Raw genomic sequence first — 22,936 nt, forward strand, 5'->3', positions numbered from 1 at the left:
GGATTAGGGTGAGGTCATGCTTTTTGATTCGCTGCCGCGGCCGAGCGTGCGTGTGGCTCCGGGGGTGGGGCATGTGCCGGGATGGGTGGGCGTCGATAAGCAGAAAGCCTTGGTAGAGGAGATGCGCGGCATTGCGCGCGAGTATGCGGCGACACCGATGGCGATGGTGCGCCCGCGGTTGAAATCCGGCGGGCAAATGAGCGTTTTTCAGCTGCATTTGGGCAGGTATTGGCATTATCCCAGCTATCGGTATGTAGATAATATGGACGGCACGCGGGTTCCGCCGGTTCCGGAAAGCCTGCGGCGGATTGCTCCGGGGGCATTGCGCGCCGCGGCCGAGGTGGCACCCGAGCTGGAGCCATGGGTCGAGACTTTCGTGCCGGAGATGGCGCTGGTGAATTACTATCCACCGGGATCGGCCATGGGCATGCACGTGGATGCCTTTGAGGAATCACCTGCGCCGGTGATTTCGCTTTCCATTGGGGATGAGGCACTTTTCCGTATGGGGCATACCGAGGCGCGCACGCGGCCGTGGGACGATATCACGCTGTGTAGTGGTGATTTGGTGGTCTTTGGCGGACCGAAGCGCTACGCCTACCACGGGGTGGTGCGCGTCAATGACGGCACGCTGCCGGAGGGCTGTGGGCTTAGAGAGGGACGTATCAACATCACCATCAGACAAGTATCTGCACGGTCTGTAATCTAGAGATGTTACATAAAGCTTGAAGAAAAGAAGGTTTTCTCATGTCTCGTATTGGCATCATCATCGGCAGCATCCGCGATAAGGCCGTCGGCAAGGTAGTAGGCGAGTGGCTCAACGACGTGGCCCAAGGACGCCAGAATGGCGTGGATTACACGTTGCTGGATCTCAAAGAATTCGATATTCCGGTTCTGACCACCGAAGTTGTACCGGCTGCCGCTAATAAGCAGTACGAGGACGAGAAGGTCCAGGCATGGTCTGATGCAGTGGACGCCTGCGATGGCTTCATCTTCATCACGCCAGAGTACAACCGCTCCGTGCCAGGCCCGTTCAAGAATGCCTTTGACTGCTTGGCCGCAGAGTGGGCGGGCAAGCCCGTTGCCTTCGTTGGCTACGGCCCATCCGGTGCCGTTCGCGCGATCGAGGCATGGCGCCCTATCGTGGTGAACTTCTCCATGCCACAGCTGCGCAACCAGATCGAGTTCTTCCTCGCCACCGACTGGGCGGAGGGCGAATTCCGTCCGGTCGATTTCAAGGTGGAGCGCACCACTTCCTTGCTGGCTGAGCTGGAAGACGCCGTTTCCGCATAATCAGTGCCCGTTGGCCGCATATAAAAAGCCAGCCCCCGCGCTCTTTCCGAGCAGCGGGGGCTGACTTTTATGTGGCCGGCTTAGTTACTGCAGGCCAAACTGATCCCAAGCGGCAGGGGAGAGGTTCTGGTACACGTGCTTGTGCTCCTGGTACTCGGCAAGGCCGGTCGGGCCGAGCTCGCGGCCGTTGCCGGACTGCTTGTAGCCGCCCCACTCGGCCTGCGGCAGGTATGGGTGGAAGTCATTGATCCAGATGGTGCCGTGGCGCATAGCGCGTGCCATGCGCTCAGCCTTGCCGGCGTCGCTAGTAAATACGGCGCCTGCCAGGCCGTACTCGGTGTCGTTCGCGGTAGCGATGGCTTCTTCTTCAGTGGTGAAGGTCTCCACGGTGACAACCGGGCCGAAGGCCTCGTCGTGGACGCATTCCATGTCCTTGGTGGCGCCATCGATGATGGTCGGCAGGTAGTACATGCCCTTGCCCAGGTCCGTGTTGCCGGTGCCGTGCTGGCCATTGGTGTCCTCACTGGTAGCGGCACGGCCGCCGGTGAGAATCTTTGCGCCCTGCTCACGGGCCTTGTCCACGTAGGCGGCAACCTTCTCGCGGTGCTGCTCAGAAATCAGTGGGCCGGTCTCCGCCTTATCGTCGGTCGGACCGCCGATCTTGATGTTGTTGGTGCGCGCCACCAGTGCCTCGATGAACTTATCGTGCAGGGATTCTTCCACGATGATGCGGGAACCCGCGGAGCAGACCTGGCCGGAGTGGAAGAAAGCGCCGTTGAGGGCGTTATCTACAGCGACGTCGAAGTCCGCATCGGCGAAGATGACGTTCGGGTTCTTGCCACCGAGCTCCAGCGCGGTGCGCTTGACGGTCTCCGCAGCGTTCTTTGCGATGATCTTGCCGGTGACAAGGCCGCCGGTGAAGGAGACCATGTCCACGTCCGGGTGCTGGGAGAGCGGGTTGCCGCAGTTAGCGCCAGCGCCGGTGATGAGGTTGCCTACGCCGTCCGGCAGACCGCACTCCTTGAGGGCGGCCATGAGCAGCATCGCGGTGTGTGGGGTAAGCTCCGCCTGCTTGAGGACGAAGGTATTACCGGCGGCCAGGGCCGGGCCGACCTTCCAGGAGACCTGCAGAAGCGGGTAGTTCCACGGGGTAATCAGTCCGCAGACGCCAACGGGCTCGGCGTCGATGCGCGATCGCAGGTTGGGATCCTGCGGGTCGACTACGCGGCCGGCCTGGTGCTGGGCCAGGGTGCCGAAGTACTCAAAGGCGTTGGCGATGTCATCCATATCGCCCAAGGACTCCTCATAGCGCTTGCCGGTATCAGCGGACTCGGCGGAAGCGAAAAGTTCCTTGTGCTCGCGGATGAAATCGGCCACGCGGATGACCAGCTTGCCGCGCTCGGCGGCCGGGGTATTAGCCCACTCGCCGCTATCAAAGCTTTCACGGGCAACCTTGATGGCGCGCTCGGTGTCCTCGTTGGATGCCTCGGAAACTTCGCCCACCGTGGAGCCGTCTGCCGGGCAAATGATGGTGCGGGTGTCGCCGCTTTGGGCGGCTTCCCACTTACCGTTGATGAACAGGGACTTCGGGGCGCCATCAGCATGTACGCCCTTTAGCAGCTCGGTCTGGGTGGGGTCGAACAAAGTGTTCTGGGTGCTCAAGTGAAAAGCAACCTTTCTCTCATAGAGGTAGTTGTAGTGGCCAGCTTAGCTATCTTCGCGCCAGGTGCGCTCAGGCTCGGCGCCATCAGAGACATCGGAGTCACCCGGCTGGGTCTGCTGCATGTAGAGGAAGGCCAGGTGGCGCTCGTAGAGGTCCAGCACGTTATTGATGATTTGGTTCTCGGAATAGCCGTAGACGTCATAGCCCAGCGAACCGGTCATATCGTAGACCTCGAGGCGGTAGTACTCGTCGCCTTCGCCTGCGCTGAAATCGGGGCGCTCGGCCGCTACCGGGAAAAGCTGGTAGCGGAACATGCGCTCATTGTGCAGCTTTACTTCTAGGTCGAGTTGGGGCAGTTCGACGTCGGGAAGCTCACTGGTGAGCAAGATGGCGTCGTAGCCGCGGGTACGCATGTGCGTTGCCACCTGCTGGAGGGCGTAGGTAGCGGTTTCGCGCAGGTAGGTATCCATCTCCTGCTTGGAAGGGAAGGTATTGGCCCGGTCGAGGCGGTTCTTCCAGAGGTCGGCATTGGCCGGTTCGCGCTCGGTACGGGAGGAAATCACTCCGTGCATAGCGGTGGTGCGGGCCTCGCGCTGCACGTTTTCTAGGCGCAGGGACTTCCACAGGGAGAACATAATGAGGTAGACCACGAAGGCGAAAGGCAGGCCCATGACCACGGTGGCGGACTGGACTGTGGTGATGCCATCGATCTGCAAAAGCGCCAGGGTTAGTGCGCCCACGGTGACGGACCAGAAGATGCGCATCCACTTCGGGCCGTCCTGGCGGCTATCCGTAATCTTCGAGGTGAAGTTGGACATCACCAGCGCACCAGAGTCGGCTGAGGTGATGTAGAGCAGCAGACCGATGAACGTGGTCAAGAAGATGACGATGGATGCGCCGGGGAACTCGGCCAGCATGTCGTAGAAGCCTTGCTCCGGTGTATTGATTGCGGCTTCGGCAAAGTCGGGGTATTCGCCGGAACGAACCATGTCCAAAGCGGTGTTGCCGAAGAAGGACATCCACATCAGGATGAACAGGAAGGGGAAGGTCAGCACGCCGAAGATGAACTGCCGCAGGGTGCGGCCGCGGGAAATACGGGCGAGGAACAGGCCGACGAAGGTAGCCCAGGCAATCCACCATGCCCAGAAGAAGAGGGTCCAGGACTGCATCCAAGTATCTACGTTGGCTTGGTCTTCGGCGAAGGCGAAGGTCTCCATGGTCCAAGATGGGAACTTCGAGACGTAGTCACCGATATTGGTCACGATGGCATCGAAGAGGTAGGCGGTCTTGCCAAAGACCACGACGTAGACCATCAGCGCGATGGCCAAATAGACGTTCAGCTCGGAGAGGAAGCGAATGCCCTTATCCACACCGGATACAGCCGACAGTGTGGCAATGGCCACCGCAATAATGATGAGAGCGGACTGCAGGCCAAGGCCCTGCTCGATGCCGAAGATGAGGTGGAAGCCGTAGGACAGCTGCACCACACCGATGCCCAGGGAGGCGGTCACACCGAAGACGGTGCCCAGCATGGCAGCGATATCGACTGCATCACCAACTGGGCCGTGTACGCGCTTGCCGATGAGCGGATACAGCGCAGAGCGGATAGCCAGTGGCATGTTGAGGCGGTAGGCGAAGTAACCGAAGGCCATGCCCATCAGCGCATAAAGCGCCCAACCGGTGATGCCGTAGTGGAACATCGCCCACACCACGGCCTCCTTGGCGGCCTCCATGTTTTCGCCTTCCCCGACCGGTGGGGTGACGTACATGGTCACGGGTTCTGCGACGGCGAAGAACATGAGGTCCACGCCGATGCCGGCGGCAAAGAGCATGGAAGCCCAGGAGAAGGTGTTGAATTTCGGCCGCGAGTGGTCCGGGCCGAGGCGGATATTGCCGGCATTGGAAAAGGCAATATAGAGCACGAAGACCACGGCGATGGTGGCGGTGAGGACATAGAACCAGCCGAGGTTGTGGCCGATCCAGCCGGTGACGCTGGCGAGGGTTTCCGCCGCGGAATCGCGGCCGAGCCCGGCATAGAGCGCCATGGCAATAATGAGGACGCCGGAGATGATAAATACCGGCCAGTTTGTCTTGGGAGCAGGGACCTGATCCGCGCCTACGGCATCGCCGGTTTCAGCCTTGTAGCTGCCGACGAGGGCACGAACTTGGTAGCGTGGGCTGCGCTTCTTGGGCTCTCCAGAGGGGGTTGCGAGAGAGGTGTTTTTACCCCCTTCTTGGGGGGCTTTACTTGAAGTGTGAGACTCCTCAGGATCGTGAGGGTCAAAGTTAGCCATCTACTTCTCCTAATGTTGGTTGGTTTGGGCCGAATCTTTCGCACGGGTGCCTCAAAATGCTCACAAGATCGCAGGGAGAGAAAGGTGAGTGAAATGAATCATATTCGGGCAACCTATGTGTAAAGACTTCGGATTTCATCTCCAGAGACATCCATCCGGACAAGGTAAATATACATTAAGATGGGCAAACTTCTAGAGGGATGTGTACTCTGGAGGTGGTGCCCGCACATGAGGCGATGTGAATAAATACAGACTTTTGTATAAATTACAATATTTTCACTTCCGGTGGGACAAACTTGACGTGTGAAATATTTCACAGAAAGAAGGGGATTTATGGGTTTTATGGACAAGCTGACCAAGAAGCGTTCCGCTAAAAAGGTCACCGATGAAGTAAGCGACGTAGTCGTCGTTGGCGGTGGCTCCGCAGGCTCCGTCATCGCCGAACGCCTGACCGAAGACAAGAACACTCGTGTGCTGGTCCTTGAGGCCGGACGCAACGATTCCCTCTGGGATCTCTTCGTCCACATGCCTTCCGCATTCTCTTTCCCGATTGGTGCAAAGAACTACGACTGGATGTACGAATCCGAGCCGGAGCCAGAGATGAACGGCCGCCGCATCTACCACGCACGCGGCAAGCTGCTCGGTGGCTCTTCCTCCGTCAACGGCATGATTTACCAGCGTGGTAACCCGATGGACTACGAGAAGTGGGCCAAGAACCCGGGCATGGAAAACTGGGACTTCGCGCACTGCCTGCCATACTTCAACCGCATGGAAACCGCCGCCGCGGCAGAAGATAACGATCCGCGCCGCGGCCACGACGGCCCGCTCTACCTCTCCCGCGGCCCGGCAACCAGCGAGCTCTTCCAGGCGCTGTTCAAGTCCGTGCAGCAGGCCGGCTACCACCTGACCAACGACGTTAACGGTTACCGCCAGGAAGGCTTTGCTCCTTTCGACCGCAACATCAAGCACGGCAAGCGCTGGTCCGCCGCGCGTGCATACCTGCACCCGAACCTAGACCGCGAGAACCTCGAGGTTCGTACCCGCGCGTTTACCACCAAGGTCCTCTTCGAAGGTCAGAAGGCCATCGGCGTGGAATACGAGTGGAAGGGCGGCGTCCACCGCGTATTCGCTGATAAGATCGTCCTTTCCGCTGGCGCCATCAACACCCCGCAGCTGCTGCAGGTCTCCGGTGTCGGTGACGAGGAGTTGCTGCGCAAGCATGGAATCGACGTCGTCAAGCACCTGCCGGGCGTCGGCGAGAACCTGCAGGACCACCTCGAGGTCTACATCCAGTACGAGACCACCAAGTCCACCGCTTCTTCCCAGCCTTACCTGGACAAGTGGCGCTGGCCATTCATGGGCCTGCAGTGGATTCTCACCAAGAAGGGCCCGGTTGCAACCTCCCACTTCGAGGGCGGCGGATTCGTTCGTTCCAACGAGAACGAGGAATACCCGAACCTGATGTTCCACTTCCTGCCGATGGCAGTGCGCTACGACGGCCAGAAGGCCGACGTCAAGCACGGCTTCCAGTGGCACGTTGGCCCGATGTTCTCCGATACCAAGGGCCATGTCCGCATCAAGAGCGCCGATATCCACGAAAAGCCGGAGATTCTCTTCAACTACCTGAAGACCGACCAGGATCGCCGCGAGTGGGTCGAGGCAGTGCGCGTTGCGCGTTCTCTGCTGGACACCGAAGCCATGGCTGAGGTGGGCGCCCGCGAGTTCAGCCCAGGCCCTGACGTGCAGACCGACGAGGAGATCCTCGAATGGGTACGCAACGACGGTGAGACCGCACTGCACCCGTCGTGCACCACCAAGATGGGTTCCAAGGATGACCCAATGGCGGTTGTGGACCCAGAAACCATGCAGGTCTGGGGCATTGAGGGTCTCTACATCGCTGATGCTGGCGTCTTCCCGTCCGTGACCAACGGCAACATCTACTCGCCAACGATGATGGTGGGCGAGAAGGCCGCCGATCTGATTGCCGGAAAGAAGCCTTTGGCACCGCTTAACGACGTAACCTGGTACAAGGCCGGCGAGGACATGCCGCTGTACGCCCCGGGCGAGGCAGTGCGCGATCACAAGCAGGCCGTGAAGGGTGCTTACTAGAAGAGCCAAGAGAAGGGTCGGATGACTTTAGCTGCATTAGCTTCGCTGCTAGGAGTGTGGGTGGCGATGATCGTCGCTCCCGGCCCTGATGTAGTGCAGGTCATCCGCGTCGCCCCGCGCTCCACGCGTGCCGGAATCATGTGCGCGCTGGGCATCTGCACCGGCATCGTCGTCTGGCTCACCGCCTCCCTGGCAGGGCTATCTGCTCTTATCGCCGCTCGCCCCAGTCTGCTCGGTTTGCTGCAGCTGGTGGGCGGGGGCTTCCTTCTCTGGATGGCCTATGGCTCTATCCGCTCGGGCCTGACGCAACGGCGCTCTGCCCTTAACTCTGCCCGCAGTACTTCACAGGACTCAGCGGAAAGCGCGGGAAGCTTCGATGAGGAGCACATCGAGCAGGCAGTGAGCACTGGCGACGTCGAGGACATCACCGCTGGCCGCGCCTACAAGCTGGGCATGCTCACCAACCTTTCCAACCCGAAGGCGCTTGTCTTCTTTGGTGCCGTCTTTGCCCAGTTCATTCGCCCTGACATGGGGCTTGAATGGACCGTGTTCATCGCCATCATCCTGACTGTGGTCTCCGTGGCGTGGTTTTCTACCTTCGCGCTCATCGTCCGCGCGGCGGCGCGTTTCCTCACGAAGTATTCGGCCCATCTCGATATCGGCTCGGGACTCATCTTCGGCGCCTTGGGCTGCGTGATGATTTATGAGGGAATCCTCACGCTAGTTAGGTAATCCTAAATCGCGTACAGTGACCGACATGAGCAATTCCACCGCACGCGTTTCAACCGATCGCCCGACACGCTATGGCAAGCAGCTGGCATCGCATTTCTCTGCCAAGATTGACGCCCACTGGGATCCAGAAACCGAAACCGGCCGCTGCGTCTTCGAGCGCGAAAACACCCGCGGTACCCTCGACCTTTCTGTTGAGCCCAACATCCTCCTCCTCAACATCGAAGCAGACCCAGAAAGCATCGAGTCCGTCGAGCACGTTGTGGCCCGCCACCTCGTGGGCTTTGGCAAGAAAGACGACTTGAAGGTCGAGTTCACCCGCGCCGACGGCACACCGGGCGTGCACTTCGGCGTCGCTGATCTTCCCCCAGAACGCAGGTAGTCTAGGGCTCATGATTTTCACCACTACCAACAACGTTGATGGTCACGAAATCACCGAGTACATTCGCGTCATTGCGGGTGAGACGGTGACCGGTATTAACTTCCTCAAGGACTTAGGCGCCTCCTTCCGCAGCTTCACTGGCGGCCGCTCCGCTGGCTATGAGGAAGAGGCAGTCAAGGCCCGCGAGGCTGCCCTTAACGAGCTGTGGAACCGCGGCCAGGAGCTGGGCGCCGACGCCGTCGTGGGCATTAGCTTTGATTACTCGCCTATGGGCCAGGCCAACGACATGCTGATGGTCACCGCCACCGGCACAGCAGTAAAGCTGCGCGCTCTCTAGATAGGTGCGCAAGTATCTTTTAATAGCGCTGTGCCTAGGCTTGAGCGCGTGCTCGCACGTCGATGAGCCGGGGCACGGCCCTTATGATTATCCTACGGACATGGCAACGGCCTCGGAAAAGGCCGAGCTTCCTTCCCAGGGCGCAACGCAGACCGGCCACTATCGCACCATCGAGCTGCCCAGCGGCAGAAGCTTCATCGCGCACGTACCCGATAACTATGACGCAGCGCAGCCCGCGCCGGTGGTCATGGTCTTTCATGGATATAACAGCGATCCCGCGACCATCTTCCAGGGCACTGAGCTCTATGAGGCCAACGCCATCACGCTTTTTCCGGCGGGTATTGGGGAGGCTTGGGCGCCTGCACCTTATGCGCAGACTTCCTTGGGGGAAGACTTCGCTTTGGTCGATGACACCTTGGCCTGGGTTAAACAGAATTACAACACCGATGGCCGCGTCTTTGCCGCAGGCTTTTCCAATGGCGGCGGTTTCGTGCGCGCCCTAGCCTGCAACCGGCAGTTGGACGGCGCCGCCACGGTTTCCGCGGCGAACTACGATGCCGTGGATGAAAACTGTGAAGGAAAGCCCACCCCTTATTTTGCGGTGCACGGCACTGCCGACGTCGTTATTAATTACGGAGGCGGCACCGCCCACGGTGGCCACTACCGCGGTGTGGAGGAGACCATGGCGGAAATCGCCGAGGACAATGCCTGCGATCCTTTCCCCGCCGAGCACCGGGAAGACGCAGTCACCCGCTTTACGTGGGGATCGTGCGCTATTCCTACCGTGAGTTACAAGATTAAGGGCGGCACGCACACCTGGAACGGTGGCGTAACGGATCGCAGCGGGCTTGTCCCGCACGATTGGGCAACCAACTCCATTTTGGACTTCTTCAAGGTTGAGTATCCCGGCAAGGTGCCTTCTCGGTAAGCTATGCCGCATGTTAGAAGTCTCAATCAAGGGCGATTCCATTAAGCTCGGCCAGTTCATCAAGCTGGCCTCCCTCGTGGGTACCGGCGGTGAAGCAAAGGAGCTCATCGCGCAAGGCGAGGTCCAGGTCAATGGGGAAGTGGTGACCCAGCGCGGCGCCACCTTGTACCCAGGGGATGAGGTCAGTATCGATGGCACTTCTGCGCGCGTGGCCGCCGCAGATGACGACGATGATGACTACTTTGACGAAGCCACCGCAGACGATGACTTTGATCCGGAGAAGTGGAGGAACATGTAATGCCCGCTTTCGAAGCAGAAGTAGGCATGCCCTACTGGATCGACCTGACCACCTCCGAGCCACGCAAGTCCGTGAACTTCTACGAGCAGGTGCTGGGCTGGGAAGTAGATTCCGGTAACGAGTACCGCGTGGGCCGCGTGCAGGGCCTGCCGATTGCCGGCTTCATTCCGCAGCCAGAGCAGGCTTCCATGCCGGATACGTGGGTGACCTACTTTTTAAGCAAGGACATCGACGGCGATTGTGCGCGTGCGGAGCAGCTTGGCGGCCGGGTGTTGGCGCCGGCAACGCAGGTGGAGCTGGGCCATATGGCGCTGCTTGTCGACGTCGCAGGTGGCATGTTTGGCCTCATTCAACCGGCGGGCGCGGACCAGTTCGTGGCCGGCGGCGAACCGGGCACGCCGGTCTGGCACGAACTGACTGCCACTACCAGCTACCAGCAGGCCTTGGACTTCTACGGCGAGCTGTTTAACTGGGAGGTCCGTGGCGGCGATGCTTATGCCACAGCGGAGGAAGATGGCGCGCCTTTCGCCGGCTTCTGGAACGCCGAAGGCCAGTTCCCGCCGCAGGTGCCAAGCTTCTGGCAGACCTACCTCGGCGTGCGTGATCTCGAGGCGGCTGCTGCCAAGGCAGTAGAGCTTGGCGGTGAGGTAATCCGCGAGCCGTGGGATTCGCCTTTCGGGCGCCTGTGCCTGCTGGCTGATTCCACCGGCGCTACGGTCACTCTGGCCGAGGTCGAGGACGCGCCGGAGGAAGAGCCGCGCGAGTCAGATGACGTGCTCAACCTCGACTTTTAGATGAAAAACAGGGTAGAGGAAGTAGCGGAGGTCGTTCGGCGCATTCCGGCCGGCAACGTCTCTACCTACGGGGAAGTGGGCAAGGTAGCGGGCGTGGGTGCTCGCTACGTCGGCTGGGTCATGAAGAAAGCCGAGTCCGTGCCGTGGTGGCGCGTGGTGCGCGCCGACGGCACCTCGCACGCGCCTGAGCGCTCAATCCCACGCTGGGAAGCCGAAGGAATTACTCATAAAGACGGCCGCGTGAACATGCGCCGCCATGGATTAGATGCCCGCGACTTGGAAGGGCTGATCGATTGAGAGCTTGGTTCTTCCTCTTGCTGGCTGCGGTGCCAGCATGCATCACGCTGTATGTGGTGTCCTCCCGCGCGAACTTGTTGCCGCGATAGACCAGGTAGATGTTCAGTGGGTAGAGCACCAGCCCCACCAGCACGTATTGAACCGGCATCAGCGTGGTGTTCTCCGGCAGGTAGTTCCAGCAAAAGTGCAGGCCAAAGGCTAGCAAAAGGAAGCCAAAGATGGAGCCCAGGCGCCACCACACTGTCTTGTTCGCGCTGAACAGCGCCCAGCCTATTCCCCAACCCGCCAGCGCGGTGAACAAGATGTGTAGCGCCGGACCCGCGATGAGGCGCACGCCCCACATCTGAAACATTCCGGTCCAGTCAGAAAGCGGGTGCATCGTGCCGCCGACGACGCTGTACAACACGTTCTCGAGGGTCTCAAAGCCTAAGCCCACGGTGGCGCCCACGACCCAGCCGTGCCACGGCCGGTTGAGCTGACGGAATGACAAAAGAATGAAGAAGACTCCGGTGGCCTTGGAAATCTCCTCTGGGTAGGCACCCGCCCACGACATCGTGGCGGCCTGCCACCCGAAGGATGACGCCAGCGTCATCAGCGGAGTAGAGGAGAGCAAAGCCATGCCCACCGCGGTGCCGCCACCCCACAGGAGCGCCGCCCAGACCCATCCGCGCGCCGGGAACATGGGGCTTAGGCGAAGCAAAAAGAGGACGAGGGCCACGTAGGCGCCGCCGATGAGCACGCTGGGTACCACCAAAGCAGGAGTAATCAGCAGGTAGCTGATTAGGTTAGCCATGATGCTCACCATGCCCAGAGCCAGTAGTACCCACAGCGAGTTGCGGAAGAGTTTGCTCATGATGCCACTACTCCCGTCTCCGCTTTCACCGGCAGCTCGCGGTGCCCAAAGGCCTGCCAGATGAGTTCCGCGGCGTGGGTGAAATCGCCGCCGGTGAGCACCACGATGTAGTCAAAGTCGGTAAAGTCGCCCTCTTCGTCGCGGGAGAGGACGATTGCGTCGGCGGGGGCGTCGTAAAGCGCGAGTGCATCGCCCTCCCTGTGGATCTTTGCCGTGGAAACTTCGCCGTAAGCATAGCCGCGGACGGCGCGATGCATCGCCACCTCTTCGTCGACACCGTCGAGGCCCTCAGTGCTGACCACCTGCACGAGCGTCGCACCGCAGTCCCAGGCTTGGTTCGCCATGGTCTCCGAATTAGGCGTGCAACGCAGACCCGGGACCTCAATGGTCCAGGTTTCATCCTCGCTGAAACCTGTTGTCGCAGAATCAAGCACCACCTCCTCGGTCTTCGGCTCGGGCGGGGTCACCGTTGCTGCGATAAGCGTGGGGATGACGAGCACTACCAGCACGAAGCTAACGACCGCGAGAAAATATCCGCGGAGTTGTGATGGTGGGAACCGATAAGTTGGCATAGTCCACACCTTAACCGGATTGATTCGCCTAGAGTGGCTGGCATGAAAGATCTCTACCAATTTGTCAACGGACCTTGGCTACAATCCCACGTCATCCCCGATGATCGTGGCGTTGATGGCACCTTCCACAACCTGCGTGACGAGGCGGAAGAGCTCGTGCACGAGATTGCTAAAAATGACACTGGGCGCCCAGGAGCGCTCTACGCATCGCACCTTGATACCGAGGGCGTTAATGGTGCAGGCATGGCGCCAATCGACGCCGACCTCGACCACCTCACCGCAGCCGACCCTCAAGAGCTGGCGCAGCGCCTCGGCGAACTCGAGCGCGAGGGAGTCGGCGCCCCGGTGACCTTCTGGGTGGAAAAGGATTCCGGCTCCGAGGAAGCCGTGGCCTACGTCATCCAGTCTGGCCTGGGCCTGCCGGACGAGGCTTATTACCGCGAGGAAGCGCATGCGGAGACGCTGGCTGCATATGAAAAGCACGTGGCGCAGATGCTGGGCTTCCTGGATCCTGCCCGCCTGTTCGGCTTGGGCGCCGACGTTGCCGCCACGCGCATCGTGGGTTTGGAAAAGGAGCTGGCTGCCGGTCATTGGGATGTCGTTTCCACGCGCGATGCCGTTAAGACTTATAACCCGATGCCTTTCGAGGAGCTGCCGGAGTTGGCACGCGCCATCCTTTCAGGTGGCGGCCTGGAAGCACAGCGTGTTGTGAATATGATGCCTTCCTACCTCGAGCACTTCGAGACGCTTTTCACCGCGGACCGCATGGCAGATTGGCAGCTGTGGGCCACCTGGCACATCCTGCTTTCCCGCGCGCCGTACCTGCCGGAGGAAGTCGGCGCGAAGAACTTCGAGTTCTACGGCACCCGCCTTTCAGGTGCTACCACTCAGCGTGACCGCTGGAAGCGTGCCGTGGGCCTAGCGGAGTCCCTGGTGGGCCAGGAGATTGGCAAGGTCTTTGTGGACCAGCACTTCCCGCCGGCATCTAAAGCGGAGATGGACACCCTGGTTGATTACTTAACCGCAGCTTACCGCGAGCGCATCTCCCAGCTCGAGTGGATGACGCCCGCTACCCGCGGGCGTGCCTTGGAGAAGCTTGCCCAGTTCAAGGCCAAGATTGGCTACCCGGATAAGTGGCGCGACTACTCCGATCTTTCCTTCAGTGCGTCGGGCAAGGACCTGATTGCGAACGTGCGCGCTGGCAACGCGTGGGCACACGACTTCGAGCTGCGCAAAATTGGCAAGCCGGCGGACCGTGACGAATGGTTCTCCACTCCGCAGACGGTCAACGCTTTCTACAACCCGGTGGTCAATGACATCACCTTCCCGGCCGCCATCCTGCGCGCGCCGTTCTTCGTGCCTTCTGCTGAAGGCGGCGACGTTGCAGAGAACTTCGGCGCAATCGGCGCGGTCATCGGCCACGAGATCGGCCACGGTTTCGATGACCAGGGCTCGCAGTACGATGGCCAGGGCAACCTGAACTCCTGGTGGACCGAAGAGGACCGCACGGCATTTGAAAAGCTCACCGCGAAGTTGGTGGAGCAGTTCAACGGCCGCGTGCCTTCCGTTCTGGAAGGCACTGATTCCGCGGGCGTCAATGGCAGCTTCACCCTGGGTGAGAACATCGGTGACCTGGGCGGACTGGGCATCGCAGTGGTGGCTTACAAGAACTACTGCGCGGACAACGGCCTCGACGTCGCCGGCCAGGTGGCCCCTTTCGAGGTAGAGGACGCATCTCCTGCGCTTTACGACGCCGAGTACAACGGCCTGCAGCGCCTCTTCCTGTCCTGGGCGCGTGTTTGGCGCACCGCAATCCGCCCGGAGATGGCCACCCAGTACTTGGCCATCGATCCGCACTCCCCGGCGGAGTTCCGTTGCAACCTCATCGCGGCGAATGTGGCGGAGTTCTACGAGGCCTTCGAGGTAGAGAAGGATTCTCCGTTCTACCTGGCCGAGGAAGACCGCGTCACAATCTGGTAAGACGCGCCGCGAGGTAGTCGGTTCCGGTCTCGGAGTCGACTACTCGTAGTTGCCCAGCCTCCGGTGGGGTGACGGTAAGGGTGGGCAAGAACTCGATTTCGCCAGGTAGTCCGCCGGTGCCATAGGCGTGGAAGCGCTGTGGGCCGGTGGAGTATGCGGCGGAGGTTTCCTCGTTTTGTACAAGATGGACCCATTGCGTGATGGCGACTGGGTCGTCTTTGGCGCGGGCTACCGAGCGCTTTCCGAGCACGGAGTGGTCCATGGCGCACAGTGGTTTGTCGGTGGCATTGTCGGCGGCGCGGTAGGTGACGGGGAATTGGACGATGTTGCCGGCGTAATCGTGGCCGAGGAGGACCTCGATGCCAACTTCGTCATCAGGATCTACTGCGCGGTAGCTTCCAATGATCTCGTCGATGTGGGCGTACTTAGCTGCGATTTCGGCTTTAGTGGGGGATAGTTCGGCGGTGGGGTGGAGTTTGGCTACCTTCGTCATGGCAGCCATGGTAGCGGTAACCTCGAATGCATGACTTCGATTGAGCAGTGGCAGATTGGTGGCCAGGACCGCCAGTTGAGCGAGGAAGAGCAGCTGGAACAGCTCTATTCCTACATGCAGGTCCACTACCCACTGCCGGATTTCCGTCCGCCGTGGGCTGGCGGCGGCTCGCCGGATGCTGACCGCTACTGCGCGCTTTTGCCGGATCGCATCACGCAGGCTTCCATGATGGTCTTGGGCACGGCGGTTGACCACGCGCTGCCGGGCACCAAGTTCACTGATGGAATCACGCAGCGTGACCATGAGGTTGGCGCCATCTTCGAGCCCACTGCGCCGAATGGCAAGTGGGCAGTTTCCCTCCACTCCGGCGGCTGGTGGCGCGGTGACGGCAACGCGCTGGAGATGCAGTGGCGCCCCGAAGTCGCCGCCGCAGCACAGTTGTCCGGCACCACCATCATCGACGTAGATTACCCGCTAGCGCCTGAGCACACCGTGGCGGACATGGTGGAATCCGTCAACAAGGCCATCGCTTATGCCTGCGAACAAGGTGCGGCTTCCGTGACCGTGTGGGGCTACTCCTCGGGCGGCGCCTTGGCTGCACTCGTACCTGCCGATGCGCTCATCCTTACTTTCCCTGACTTCGCTGCGCTTTCCAATCTCCCCGAGGAGCTGCGCGCCGGCTACGAGCTGCCAAACGAGTACCCGCGCACACTCGTCCAGACTGCGGTGCAAGACGAAATCGCCGAGCGAGTCACCATCCCTGCCGCCGAGACCGCCGATTACGTCTCCACTCACCGCATCTCAACTCCGGCAGTGGCCCGCCAGCGCATCATGGACACCGCGGACTTCCTGCGCTCCGTCTAAGCCGCCTGGTTTTAGCGTTTAGCGGTTTGGTCCCATTGGTTGGATCCCCTTGGGGGTAAAGCTACCCAATGGGGCATCCCGCACGGCTTCGCTACTCGTAAAGGGACCATTAGAGGGGGACCCAACCAGGGAAACCAAACCGAATTGAGGGCAACCTGACCACTGCCGGCAAAAGTTCCCGCGATTCGAAAGGATCACAAGAAAACTTTATCGGGAACTATTGCTAATAGCGTCGCGACTATTCACCCATGAGTATTTCCAATCATGGTGCGATGTCGCGCTTACACAAGACAGCCGGTGTTCTCATAGCGCCGTTCCTCATCGTTGCAGCGCTGAGCGGGTTCTTCTACGCCTTGGCCCCCAGCATCGAGTCGGTGGTGTACAAGAATGAGATCGCGGCGTCAGGAAGCGGTGAAGCACACAGCCTCGACGAGCAGATCGCAGCAGCCCAGAAGGTCTATCCGGATCTCGCAGTAAGCAAGGTGCAGGCCTTCGACGACAGCGAGAAGAACACCCGCGTGCTCTTCGCGGATGACGCACTGAAATCCTCCAGCTACGCCCACGCAGTGTTCGTGGACCCCGCCACGCTCGAAATCAAGGGTGACCTCGTGCAGTATGGCTCCTCTCGCGCATTGCCGTTGCGCAGCTGGCTCTCCGAGGGGCACCGCCGCCTCTGGCTTGGCGACGCCGGCCGCATCTACTCCGAGCTCGCCGCCTCATGGCTGGGCGCACTGGCGATCATGGGCATCTACCTGTGGTTCAAGCGGCGTCGGAAAGCGGGCAAGATGCTCACCCTGCACTCCAAGATCGGCGCGTGGCTGTTGCCCGGCTTCGTGTTCCTCACCATCACTGGCCTGACCTGGTCCTTGGTTGCTGGTGAAAACATCTCTACCCTGCGCGAGAAGATGGACTGGATGCAGCCCAAGCCCGCAGCAACTGCCGCCGCGGACCCGCATGCCGAGCATCACCATATGGACATGACGGGGGACATGAACGTGATGGGCGGCGCAGACGCGTTGGCGGCCGCGCGTTCGGCAGGGTTGACCGGCATCCTCGACATGACGCCGCCTTCCGCGGAGACGCCAGCGTGGACCGTCACTGAGGCACGCCAAGACTACAAGCTGAGCTACGATGCAATCGCTGTCGACCCGCACACTGGCGAAGTGGTGGACCGCGTGGACTTTAAGGACTGGCCGCTCATGGCCAAGGCGGTCCCATGGCTCATCCAGCTGCATATGGGCACCTTGTTCGGAATCTACAACCAGGTTGCGCTCGCGCTTCTCGCGCTAGGCCTGTTGGCGGTCAGCGTCATGGGCCTGTGGATGTGGTTTAGTCGCCCGAAGCGCTCGCTCCAGCACCTGAAGCTCTCGCCAGCGCTGGTCGTGGGCGCGGTGCTGTATTCCATCATCGCTCCGCTCTTCGGCGCATCCCTGGTGCTGTTCTTCCTTGTGGATTGGGCAGTGCAGCGCGCTAAGAAGGCGAAACAGACCGAGCCACGCGAAACCCAAGAAGGGGAAAGCATCAAGCAACCTGTCTAGGACGATTGCCATAAAGTAACGAGAGGGAGGACCACCTGGTCCTCCCTCTCTCGTACTCGCTGGGTCCTACTTCTCGCTGGGTGCTTTTTCACGCTGGGTGCGATAGCACCCAGCGTTATTTCTCCTCAGAGCCCTCCGGGCGAATCTTCATCTCAGATTCCTTCCAGAGTCCGGAGCGCGAAACGATCTCATGATCGATGTTCGCCTCGGCAGGTGCCTCGCCCTTGGAGTTGGTGCGCAGCTCGTACTTTTCGATTGCGCCCCAGTCTCGAGCCCAATCATTGTTGAGGTAGCTCGGGATCTCGTAGGAGTAGTTGACTGCCTCAGCCGTGGCCATCGCGCCACCGCCCGAGAAGGACTGGAAGTCAGTCAAGGACGTCTGCGCCGCTGCATCCGGCAGGATGCGGTATTCCGGAATCTCCGTCACGCCCGCATAGTGGTCGAAAGTGCGCTGGCATGGGAACTGCAGAGCCACAGACCAGTCCATCAGCGCCGGGGTCTGTGAATCGAACTGCGAGTTGATGGTCGCAAGCTCCGGCACGCGCGGCGGAGTGAAGGCGAGCCATTCGTCCTCGTCAGTGGAATCATCCACGGCCACCAGGCGGACCACGTTGGCCTCAGCTGGCAGCTTGTCCAACGGGATGCGTAGGTTGCGCCACTTCGGGGTAGCGCCGACGTCGGAAAGCTCTGCTTCGCCCTTGTTGGTGGCCTTGCCGTCCTTGTAGGTGGCGTACTCCAGCTTGAGCTCCATGCCGTCCTGCTCGATGCCGTTGACATCGTGGTGGTAGATGTTGCCCGCCGCAGAAACAGCCAGAATCGGGGCGTTTTCCTTGGCCTCAGGCAGGTTGTACCACTGGGTCGTTACGGTAGAGGTAGAACGCTGCTTTTCATCGTAGGAGCCCAAAACCGGTACCTTGTTGTAATCCAGGTTGAAAGGCAAGTGACGGGTCGAGCCGTTTACGCCCTTGGTCCCACGCACGCCGCCGCTTTGCTCATTGGCAGACTTTTCGCTGCTTTCCTCCGACTGCGCGGCATCGGCAGAGTCAGCATTTTCTGCCTTCTCGGTTGAGGTATTCGCAATTGCGCCAACCGACGCCGAGTTCAGATTCTCCGGCTCGATGGATTCCGGGATGTTATCGGGGCCAAAGCCGAAGGAATCTTCGCTTGGGTCCTCCAGCGAGTCCTTGAGCTCGCCTTCAACCGGGCTGAGGAAGGAGTCGTTGGTGTTGGTCTCTACCATCGTGGCGTCGGCAAGCGAGCACTGGTTGCCCTTCAGCGAGGCCAAGTTGCCCTTGCCCACGGAGTAGGAATTCTGCTGCGAAGCATAAGCCTTAGCGAAGGATGCACACGAGAAGGCCACAATCAGCGCGCAGGCCAAAGCCAGCGGCGCGGACATGATGCCTGCCCAGCGCGAAACTTTGGCGGCGGCCTGTGCCTTGAACTCCTCGAGGCGGCCTTCCTCTTCTGCTTGGGCCTTGCGGTAACTGTGGAACATCGCCTGGACGACGCCGACGGCAAGGACCACCAAGCCAATAAACAGCAGCACGGTGTTGGCCTCAATGGCCTTGAGCTGAACCGTGCGATCCCACCACGGGATGCCGAAGGAGGAGACGTACCACCAGGCATTCCAGCCAGCCATGGAGATAGCCAGCAGGAAGATGACCGATGCGAGGGCGAAGGTGCGCGCGCGTGGCGAGCGCATCGCGATCTGGGAGAGGACAACCGCGCCCAATGCCGCAATCACGCCCGCGACGCCGGCGTAGATACCGAAGTGGTGGGTCCACTTGGTTGGGGTGAACATCAAGAAGAAGGTGCTAAGCCCAATGATGAGCAGCAGGCGCTGGGTTGGGCCGACCGCTGCGCCGACGATGCGGCGATCCTTGATGAAGGCATAGATGATCAGCGCCAAGCAGAAGATCATGGTGAACATGGCGAAGCGGCGGGTCATCGAGCCGTCCACGGACTGCTGGAAGAGCGTGGTGTAGCGCACGTACTCCGAGTACCACGGCAGCGAAGGGCCGACCTCAGAGCGCACGCGGGTGGACTCCATGACCGAAGCCAGCGTCTGATCACCAAAGGCTGCGACCATGATGGCGGTGCCGGAAGCGAGGAAAGGTGCAATCATGGCGAGCCAGCCCACGTGCGGGGCGCGCTCGGCCATGAAGGCAAATAGCTTCGGCAGTGATACCAAGAACACGCCGACGGCGAAGAGTCCGGTAGGACCAGCGCCCAGCGTCAAGGTTGCGGCGATGGTGCCCACGGCTGCTGGCAGCAGGCGGCGGGCGGCAATAGAGCGTTCGAAGGAAGCCCAGGTCACCATGACACCGAGAGCCACGATCGGCTCTGGGCGGATGCCGTTGTTATATGGCAGCCAGAATGCCAAGAACATAAAGGCGGCGGTCCAGTGCGCCACGCGGCGGCCATTAACTAGGTCACCAAAGCGCGGCAGAATCTCGCGCGAGAGAATGAACCAGACGATGAATGCGGAGATGAGCGCAGGCAGACGCACGAACATTGACGTACTGGAAATCTCCGACAAGAAGGCCACGAGGTCGTAGTACGGGGAGCCGAACGGGGCCTCGGGAACGCCGTACCAGCGGTAGTAGTTCGCCATATAGGAGGCGTGACCGGAAACGCGGCCCATCGTCAGGATGAAGCCGTCATCCGAGGTATTTGCGCCGAAGATATGCCAGAAGACGAGGACGGCAGCAACCACGCCGTCGAGCGGGCGGATCTGCTTCCAGGTGGCAGGCATAAAGCCCAGCTTGCGCCCGTCTAGACGGTCAATGCGCCACAGGCAGATAAGGCTCAGGATGGTCATGGCTACGCCCAGCCACATCGCAATCTTCTTTAGCAAAGAAGGCGAGGAGGTAAAGCGCGAATTGATATCGACGTGGACGTTTAGCCCTTCGTCGACAAGCTTTGCGGCATCCTTATCTTCTAGCTCGGTGTAGACGCCGGTGACCTGCGGACGAACGTCGTCCTTCGTGGTCTCGGAATGCTTATCCACGCTGACCGTGGTGCCGGAGCCGGAGGAGTCGATCTTGAGCACGGCGTCGTCAGGCAGTGCGGCTACTTCCTTGGGGGTAAGGGCAAGCAGCACCTCGTCCAAGGAGACGACGGAAAGGCCTTGGTCGCTCACGCGGACGAACATGCCGCGGTTGGAGGCCTTGGTGGATTCCGGCGGGATGGTGCCGTAGAGCAGGTCCTGATCATTATGGAGCTGGTCTGCGGCGCTCAGCGGGATCTCGGCCTTGATGTCCTCCGGCGCCACCGAAATCAGCGGGGCGTTTATGGACTGCAGCGAATTATTCTGCGGCCAATCAAAAGAGGACTGGGTTTGGTTCACCGGAAGTAGCGGGGTCGCTACAAAACAAATGAAGCCAATCAGGCCGGCAATAATGGCGGTTAGCCGCAGCGAACGCGGGGCGTCCGCTATGGCTAAGCGGGTATTTTCGGTACTAGGAAGGCTAACTGACACGGCGATCAGTTTACGGCACGGCCCCTAGAGTTAGTGAGAACGCACCGCCACCACGAATGGGCCAACCTGCTTGGTATCCCAGCCTTCCTCGAAGACATCTGGGTTGAAGAAGACCGCACGGTAACGCACGTTGGGCTGATTGGGATAGATATCCTCAGCCAGGTGGATCTTGAAGCCATCGCCCGGCTCTTCGAGGCTGCCGCGGAAGATGACAACATCGGGACCATTCCACTTCGCGGAATCGATCGCCTTCTGGAACTCGGCCGGCGTTTGCTCCCAGGAGTCCTTGCCCCAGGCTTCGATCTGCGCGTTGCGGGCGCTGAACTCACCCAGTGGGTTGGCGTAGTGGCTGGTAAAGGCGTTGAAACCCCAGTATGGGTGATAAGCCATAAACAGCTTCTCGTCCGTCATGACCGTGGTCGCATTCGGCGCGTAGCCGTGCGAGTCGATGAACTCACGGATCTTCAGGTAGTCCTGAGAGGAATCACTGGCAAAGCGGTCGGCGCGCTCGCCGTTGCCGTCGGTATCGGTATAAGCGTGGTCGAGGGCATCCTCGTTGGCTTCCGGGATGTGCTGCGCGTAGTAGATTCCGCCGAATACCAAGAAGATGGCGAACACCGCGGTGATGCGCTTGTTGGTGGTCTCACTAAAGCGCGCCGGGTACAACGTGGGAATGCCCAGCAGGCGGATTTCTGCCAGACAAAGAACGCCGGCGGTGGCGAAAAGCAGCACGATGATGCTCTCCAGGCGGAAGCCCAGCAGGGTGGAGCCGGCCAGGGTGACCACCATGGACATCACGACCCAGAGGTAGGTACCCAAGGTGGCGATGACGAGGGCGCGTACTGCGGCGTCTTCCAGGCGCATGGCCATGTAGATAAGGCCGATGAGGCAGAGCGCGCCGATGATGCTGAAGGAGAGGAAAGGCACCGGAATTTGGGTTCCTTCCTCCGGCAGGTAATGCTGAGCGGCGGACTCCAGTGGCGCCTCTGCGCGGAAGGTGGCGAGCAGATAAGGCGTCCAGGCAATGGCGGCGATGGCCAGCGAGCCGACGCCGATGACCACCAGGTGCATGAGGGGGCGCAGGGAGCGCTCGTAGATTGCGGTGGCGATAGCAACCAACGAGACCACGGTCAGTGCGATGGCGCCGGTGAACAAGGTGTAGAAGCAGGCGGAGAAACCCAGGTACAGGGCCACGCCCAAGGTAGAAAGCCAGGAGCCGTTGAAGGCGCGGGCAGCCAGCACAGCTACTGCCGGAACGCCCATGGCGATGACCGCGGAATAAGGCTCCTCAGCGTTGACCGTGAGCGTGACGGCGGTGGTCACGAGCGCGATTGCGGTGGCAACTGGAAGCGAGCCCACCAAGCGCTGCCAGAGCGGAACGAGCAGGCAGCCACACATCGAGATAGAAATCAGCGCCCACGGCTGGAAGACCTCCCAACCAGGCATGTGCAAAAGGTGGGCCACGCGGCCGCCGAGCCAGAACCAGCCCATGGGATAGAAGGTGGGAAGGCCCTCGTAGTTCATGTCGGCGTAGCCCATCTGATCCGTGGTGCGGGTCAGGAACTGGGTGCGGAAGACCTGGTCCACCTGCACTCCGTCCAGCCACAGCTTGGAGGCGGAAAGCGGCAGACCGATGGCAGAAAGCACTAGCAAGGCAGGCGAGAGATAGCACGCCGCGTAGGTCAGCCACGTGCGCCACTTAGGCCGTGTGAAAGCAGGACGGTGGGTGTCATAAATCCACTTCACGCAGAGCACGCCGACCAGCAAGAGGGTCAAAACAATGCCGACCGTGCACAGTGCACGGGTGACCATGGAGGTACTAAAAGCTGGCAGGGAGACCGTCTTGAAGGCATAAAAACCGAGGAGAGCGACGACCGCCCCGCCAAGGGCAGCCGCCGCTATGCCCAGCAGAGCCGACTTAGTTGAAAGCTCGTCGGCGTTGTAATCCGTGGCACGGGTGTGTTCAGTGTGCATGGAGTGCATGGTTGCTGGGCTAGTCATGCACACTAGTTTCCCACATTCGGGAGGATTGCT

General features: G+C 60.6%; 20 protein-coding genes. 13 read left to right on the forward strand and 7 right to left on the reverse strand.

From position 1 onward, the window contains the following. Positions 1–16 precede the first annotated feature (16 nt). The gene (locus HMPREF3155_RS11290) at positions 17–706 is read left to right on the forward strand and encodes an alpha-ketoglutarate-dependent dioxygenase AlkB family protein (protein ID WP_070433355.1); all 690 of its coding nucleotides are present in this window, start codon (positions 17–19) and stop codon (positions 704–706) included. Positions 707–744: 38 nt separating this feature from the next. Continuing rightward, positions 745–1,290 carry an NADPH-dependent FMN reductase gene (locus tag HMPREF3155_RS11295; RefSeq protein ID WP_070433356.1) on the forward strand — a complete coding sequence of 182 codons (546 nt, stop codon included), beginning with the start codon at positions 745–747 and terminating at the stop codon, positions 1,288–1,290. An 84-nt stretch (positions 1,291–1,374) separates the two neighbouring features. Here HMPREF3155_RS11295 and HMPREF3155_RS11300 read toward each other — a convergent pair whose 3' ends face one another. Together HMPREF3155_RS11300 and betT are read right to left on the reverse strand one after the other, a co-directional pair. Then, positions 1,375–2,952, reverse strand: coding sequence for an aldehyde dehydrogenase family protein (locus tag HMPREF3155_RS11300; RefSeq protein ID WP_070433357.1), 1,578 nt, complete (start codon positions 2,950–2,952; stop codon positions 1,375–1,377). 45 nt (positions 2,953–2,997) lie between these two features. Beyond that, on the reverse strand, positions 2,998–5,247 hold the full coding sequence (gene betT / locus HMPREF3155_RS11305) for a choline BCCT transporter BetT (protein ID WP_061919957.1): 2,250 nt from the start codon (positions 5,245–5,247) through the stop codon (positions 2,998–3,000). 333 nt (positions 5,248–5,580) lie between these two features. Here betT and betA point away from each other — a divergent pair, with 333 nt between their 5' ends. From betA to HMPREF3155_RS11345, 8 genes are all read left to right on the forward strand, one after another. After that, positions 5,581–7,356: a choline dehydrogenase gene (gene betA, locus HMPREF3155_RS11310; protein ID WP_061919960.1), complete on the forward strand. Its 1,776-nt coding sequence runs from the start codon at positions 5,581–5,583 to the stop codon at positions 7,354–7,356. Positions 7,357–7,377: 21 nt separating this feature from the next. Beyond that, complete coding sequence (locus tag HMPREF3155_RS11315; protein ID WP_070433358.1) at positions 7,378–8,088, forward strand: LysE family translocator; 711 nt, start codon at positions 7,378–7,380, stop codon at positions 8,086–8,088. 25 nt (positions 8,089–8,113) lie between these two features. Continuing rightward, on the forward strand, positions 8,114–8,467 hold the full coding sequence (locus HMPREF3155_RS11320) for a DUF2218 domain-containing protein (protein ID WP_070433359.1): 354 nt from the start codon (positions 8,114–8,116) through the stop codon (positions 8,465–8,467). Between the two features lie 10 nt (positions 8,468–8,477). Further along, positions 8,478–8,804 carry a YbjQ family protein gene (locus HMPREF3155_RS11325; protein ID WP_062036309.1) on the forward strand — a complete coding sequence of 109 codons (327 nt, stop codon included), beginning with the start codon at positions 8,478–8,480 and terminating at the stop codon, positions 8,802–8,804. 100 nt (positions 8,805–8,904) lie between these two features. Next, a complete protein-coding gene (locus HMPREF3155_RS11330; protein ID WP_083281316.1) occupies positions 8,905–9,732 on the forward strand; it encodes a CE1 family esterase in 828 nt (275 codons plus the stop codon). Between the two features lie 10 nt (positions 9,733–9,742). After that, positions 9,743–10,030, forward strand: a complete 288-nt coding sequence (locus HMPREF3155_RS11335; RefSeq protein ID WP_061919972.1) for an RNA-binding S4 domain-containing protein — start codon at positions 9,743–9,745, stop codon at positions 10,028–10,030. Then, positions 10,030–10,824 (forward strand): VOC family protein, encoded by a 795-nt coding sequence (locus HMPREF3155_RS11340; RefSeq protein ID WP_070433361.1) that lies wholly within the window; start codon positions 10,030–10,032, stop codon positions 10,822–10,824. Before HMPREF3155_RS11335 ends, HMPREF3155_RS11340 begins: the two co-directional genes overlap by 1 nt. Continuing rightward, positions 10,825–11,121: an MGMT family protein gene (locus HMPREF3155_RS11345; protein WP_070433362.1), complete on the forward strand. Its 297-nt coding sequence runs from the start codon at positions 10,825–10,827 to the stop codon at positions 11,119–11,121. Here HMPREF3155_RS11345 and HMPREF3155_RS11350 read toward each other — a convergent pair. Both HMPREF3155_RS11350 and HMPREF3155_RS11355 read right to left on the reverse strand, forming a co-directional pair. Next, complete coding sequence (locus tag HMPREF3155_RS11350) at positions 11,045–11,974, reverse strand: PrsW family intramembrane metalloprotease (protein ID WP_061919976.1); 930 nt, start codon at positions 11,972–11,974, stop codon at positions 11,045–11,047. The genes HMPREF3155_RS11345 and HMPREF3155_RS11350 overlap by 77 nt on opposite strands. Beyond that, entirely contained in the window at positions 11,971–12,546 is a 576-nt protein-coding gene (locus tag HMPREF3155_RS11355; protein ID WP_070433363.1) for a hypothetical protein, read from the reverse strand. The genes HMPREF3155_RS11350 and HMPREF3155_RS11355 overlap by 4 nt, the downstream gene beginning before the upstream one ends. A 42-nt stretch (positions 12,547–12,588) precedes the next feature. On the opposite strand from HMPREF3155_RS11355, the gene HMPREF3155_RS11360 reads away from it, so the two are divergent. After that, a complete protein-coding gene (locus tag HMPREF3155_RS11360; RefSeq protein WP_070433364.1) occupies positions 12,589–14,526 on the forward strand; it encodes a M13 family metallopeptidase in 1,938 nt (645 codons plus the stop codon). Here HMPREF3155_RS11360 and HMPREF3155_RS11365 read toward each other — a convergent pair. Beyond that, a complete protein-coding gene (locus HMPREF3155_RS11365) occupies positions 14,513–15,019 on the reverse strand; it encodes a CG0192 family protein (RefSeq protein WP_141744821.1) in 507 nt (168 codons plus the stop codon). The two genes, HMPREF3155_RS11360 and HMPREF3155_RS11365, sit on opposite strands and share 14 nt — an antisense overlap. 30 nt (positions 15,020–15,049) lie before the next feature. Between HMPREF3155_RS11365 and HMPREF3155_RS11370 the strand changes: the two genes are divergently transcribed. Beyond that, positions 15,050–15,883, forward strand: a complete 834-nt coding sequence (locus tag HMPREF3155_RS11370; protein WP_070433366.1) for an alpha/beta hydrolase — start codon at positions 15,050–15,052, stop codon at positions 15,881–15,883. 248 nt (positions 15,884–16,131) lie between these two features. After that, positions 16,132–17,421 carry a PepSY-associated TM helix domain-containing protein gene (locus HMPREF3155_RS11375; protein ID WP_246817732.1) on the forward strand — a complete coding sequence of 430 codons (1,290 nt, stop codon included), beginning with the start codon at positions 16,132–16,134 and terminating at the stop codon, positions 17,419–17,421. 115 nt (positions 17,422–17,536) lie between these two features. Here the strand turns inward: HMPREF3155_RS11375 and HMPREF3155_RS11380 are convergent, their stop codons facing one another. Both HMPREF3155_RS11380 and HMPREF3155_RS11385 read right to left on the reverse strand, forming a co-directional pair. Further along, the gene (locus HMPREF3155_RS11380) at positions 17,537–20,902 is read right to left on the reverse strand and encodes an arabinosyltransferase domain-containing protein (protein ID WP_210385667.1); all 3,366 of its coding nucleotides are present in this window, start codon (positions 20,900–20,902) and stop codon (positions 17,537–17,539) included. Between the two features lie 30 nt (positions 20,903–20,932). Beyond that, positions 20,933–22,903 carry a galactan 5-O-arabinofuranosyltransferase gene (locus tag HMPREF3155_RS11385; protein ID WP_070433368.1) on the reverse strand — a complete coding sequence of 657 codons (1,971 nt, stop codon included), beginning with the start codon at positions 22,901–22,903 and terminating at the stop codon, positions 20,933–20,935. Positions 22,904–22,936 lie beyond the last annotated feature (33 nt).

It is taken from the genome of Corynebacterium sp. HMSC06D04 (genome assembly GCF_001807315.1).
Taxonomy (GTDB): domain Bacteria; phylum Actinomycetota; class Actinomycetes; order Mycobacteriales; family Mycobacteriaceae; genus Corynebacterium; species Corynebacterium simulans.